The sequence below is a fragment of the Streptomyces narbonensis genome, from assembly GCF_014649015.1.
Taxonomy (GTDB): Bacteria; Actinomycetota; Actinomycetes; order Streptomycetales; family Streptomycetaceae; genus Streptomyces; species Streptomyces narbonensis.
In genome coordinates this window covers 1-3,354 of record NZ_BMSF01000047.1, presented here as the reverse complement: position 1 = coordinate 3,354, position 3,354 = coordinate 1, and the positions used below count along the sequence as shown (strand labels likewise).

Below are 3,354 nucleotides of genomic sequence, written 5' to 3'. Positions count from 1 at the left end.
GTGCTGCCAGAGCTTGGCCAGCGAGACCATGACGGCGAAGGTGACGGGCTGCACCACATCGACGCGGTCGAGCGTGGGGGCGCCGGGTGTCTGCCGGACGACGGCCTCCAGTGACCAGTCCACATACGGCGCGAGCGCGGCCTCGCACTCGGCCATCGTCTCCGCGAACTCCTTCGACGTGTCGAGGAGTTCGGCTCCCATTCCGGCCCACTGCGTGCCCTGGCCGGGGAAGACGAACGCCACCCGGCCCGGCTCGGCCGCCGTGCCCCGTACGAGTCCTTCCGGCATCCGCAGGGCGTCCCGCAGCGCCTCCCGCCCGTCGCCGATCGCGACCGCGCGGTGCTCCATCGCCGTACGGCCGTCGACCAGGGCGCGGGCCACCACGGCCGGATCCAGGTCCGTACGGGCGTCCGCGTACGCGGCGAGCCGTCCGAGCTGTGCGTCCAGCGCGGCCGAGGTCTTCGCGGACACGATCCAGGGCACGACGCCGCCGTTGGCGGACGACTCGACGGCAGGATTCCCCTTGGAGGCCGGGGTCCCTTCGGAGGCCGGGGACCGCTCGATCGCCGGGGTCTGCCCGGCCGTCGGGGTCTGCCCGGCCGTCCGGGCCTGCTCGGAGGCCGGGGCCTCCTCCAGGACGACGTGAGCGTTCGTCCCGCCCACGCCGAAGGCGGAGACGCCCGCCCGCCGGGGCCGGCCCGGCTGCGCCGGCCAGTCCAGCGCCTCCGTGAGCAGCTCCACCGAACCGGCCGTCCAGTCGACCTGGTCCGTCGGCTCGTCCACGTGCAGGGTCTTCGGCAGCACCCCGTGGCGCAGCGCCTGCACCATCTTGATGACACCGGCGACACCGGAAGCGGCCTGCGTGTGCCCGATGTTCGACTTCACCGTGCCCAGCCGCAGCGGGTGTCCCGGCGCACGTCCCTGCCCGTACGTGGCGAGCAGCGCCTGCGCCTCGATCGGGTCGCCGAGCCGGGTCCCCGTGCCGTGGCCCTCCACGACGTCCACGTCGCCCGACGTGAGCCGCGCGTCGGCGAGCGCCTGGCGGATCAGGCGCTGCTGGGAGGGGCCGTGCGGCGCCGTGAGCCCGTTGCTTGCGCCGTCCTGGTTGATGGCGCTGCCGCGCACGACGGCCAGGACGCGGTGGCCCTTGCGCCGCGCGTCGGAGAGCCGTTCGAGGAGGAGTACGGCGACGCCCTCGCCCCAGGCGAGGCCGTCCGCCGCCGAGGCGAAGCCCTTGGTCCGGCCGTCGGCGGCCATGGCCTGCTGCCGGCTGAACTCGATGAACGCCCCCGGCGTCGCGAGGACGGCCACGCCGCCCACGAGCGCCGTCGAGCAGTCGCCGTTCCGCAGACCCTTCAGGGCGAGGTGGAGGGCGACGAGCGACGAGGAGCACGCCGTGTCCACGGTCACGGCGGGCCCCTCGAGACCGAGGGAGTACGCGATGCGCCCGGAGGCCACGGCGGATGAGTTGCCGGTGACGACGTAACCGTCGGTCCCCTCGGGGGCGACCCGGATGTCCGGCGCGTAGTCCTGGTAGCCGCATCCCACGTACACGCCGACATCGGTGCCGCGCACCGACGCGGGGTCGATGCCGGCCCGCTCGAAGACCTCCCAGGAGGCTTCGAGGAGCTGCCGCTGCTGCGGGTCCATGGCGAGGGCCTCGCGCGGCGAGATCCCGAAGAACGCGGCGTCGAAGCCGGCGGCGTCGTCGAGGAACGCGGCGTTGCGGACGTACGTCGTGCCCTTCCGCCCGGGCTCCGGGTCGTACAGGGAGTCGAAGTCCCAGCCGCGCTCCTCAGGTACGTCGGATACGAGGTCCTTGCCGGCGGCCACCGCGTCCCAGAGGTCCTCGGGGGACTGGATGCCGCCCGCGAACCGACAGCTCATGCCGACGATCGCCATGGGCTCCTGCCGCCGGTCGTCCCGGCGACGGCTCTCTTTCCGGAGTTCTTCGTTCTCCTTGAGGGAGGCGCGCAGAGCGTCCACCAACTGCTCGTTGGAACTCGTCATCTGGGTGTGGTCTTCCGCTCGTGGATGGCGTTGTGGGCGTGTGGGGGGCGGTGGTGCGGGGTGGTACGTGGCGGTGTGCGGGCCCGGGGCCCGGCCCGCAGTCGGGCAAGGGCCGGGGCAGCCACGGGCCGGGGCGGGTGCTCAGGCGTTCCGCGGGCCGAGAGCCATCCGGATCAGGGCCTCGGCGTCGAGGTCGTCGATCGACGTCTCCGGTTCCGGATCCGCGGCGGGGCCGGCGGCGACGCTGCCCGGGCCGCCGGGCACCGGCTCGGGCTCGATGCCGGTGAGTCGCAGGACGGTGTCGAGGACCCCGGCGTCCCGCAGCCGGTCGAGGGGCAGTTCGGCCAGTGCCTGACGTACCCGCCCCTCCCAGTCCGCCGGGGCCGGCGCGGCCGGTGCGAGGTGCCTTTCGTGGAGGTGCGCGGCGAGAGCGGCCGGCGTCGGGTGGTCGAAGACCGCGGTCGCGGGGAGCCTGCTGCCGATGACCGCGGAGAGCTGGTTGCGGAGCTGTACGGCCGTCAGCGAGTCGAATCCGAGCTCGGTGAACGCCCGGCCGGGAGCCACCCGGTCGGGGGAGGAGTGGCCGAGTACGGCCGCCGCGTGGGTACGGACGAGGGTGAGCAGCGCGGGCCGGCGCTCGGGCTCCGGGAGCGCGGCGATGCCGGCCAGCGCCGACGACGCCCCGGCCGGCGCCGCGGCGCCGTCACCGGGAGCCGGGGCGGCGACGGGCGCGGCGAGCGCCTGCCGGGCCTCCGGCACACCGTCGATCAGCAGGCTCGGGCGGGACACCGTGAACGCCGGCGCGAACCTCCCCCAGTCCACGTCGGCCACCGCGACGAAGGTCTCGTCGTGGCACAGGGCCCTGGCCAGCTCGTCCAGGGCGCGCTCGGGGCTCATCGGCCGGATGCCGCGCCGCTGCCAGTACGCGTCGTCGGCGCCCCGGCCCATGCCGTCGCCCGCCCAGAGCCCCCAGGCGACCGAGGTCGCCGTCTCGCCCCGGGCACGGCGCCGGGCGGCGAGCGCGTCGAGGTGGGCGTTGGCCGCCGCGTAGACGCCCTGGCCGCCGCTGCCCCAGACCCCGGCGTTCGAGGAGTAGAGGACGAAGGCGTCCAGCGGAGTGCCCCGGAGCAGGTCGTCGAGGACCTCGGCGCCGCGCGTCTTCGCGCCCAGGATGCGGGCGATGTCCTGCGGGCCGGTGACGTCCAGGGGCTCGCCGCCCGGTGCGCCGGCGGTGTGCACGACGGCGGTGAGGGGGGCGTCCGTGGGGATGCTGTTGAGGACGGTGCGCATGGCGTCGGTGTCGGCGACGTCGCAGGCGGCGAGGGTGACTCGGGCCCCGAGTGC

General features: G+C 75.0%; 2 protein-coding genes. Both read right to left on the bottom strand.

What is annotated here, in order from left to right:
- Positions 1 to 2,010 (bottom strand): type I polyketide synthase (locus tag IE124_RS33910; protein WP_189513849.1); only part of this gene is annotated, 2,010 nt, incomplete at its 3' end.
- A 141-nt stretch (positions 2,011 to 2,151) separates the two neighbouring features.
- A partial coding sequence (locus IE124_RS33905) for a beta-ketoacyl reductase (protein ID WP_189513848.1) occupies positions 2,152 to 3,354 on the bottom strand: 1,203 nt, incomplete at its 5' end.